Raw genomic sequence first — 236 nt, 5'->3', positions numbered from 1 at the left:
CCTGGCCGCGCTGCGCGGGACCGAGGTCGCCCCGGTGCTACGCGGACTCGTGCGCGGGCCGGTGCGGCGCAGCGTCCGCACGTCGGCCGCCGCGAGCGGGGTCCTCGGCAGGCTGGAGACGCTGTCGGCGGCCGACCGGCACCGCACCCTGCTCGACATCGTCCGCACGGAGGTCGCGGCGGTCCTCGGGCATGCGGGCCCGGCCGATGTGGATCCCGAACGGGCCTTTACCGACC

The 236-nt window shown here is 77.5% G+C and carries 1 protein-coding gene; it reads left to right on the top strand.

The window, feature by feature from the left end; translation table 11 throughout:
- Positions 1–34: 34 nt before the first annotated feature.
- On the top strand, positions 35–236 hold a 202-nt coding region (locus tag DEH69_RS13025; RefSeq protein ID WP_147255556.1), incomplete at its 3' end, for an acyl carrier protein.

The sequence above is a fragment of the Streptomyces sp. PT12 genome (assembly GCF_003311645.1).
Lineage (GTDB): Bacteria > Actinomycetota > Actinomycetes > Streptomycetales > Streptomycetaceae > Streptomyces.
The sequence above is the reverse complement of the archived record's forward strand: the minus strand, read 5'-3'. Positions and strand labels throughout refer to the sequence as shown.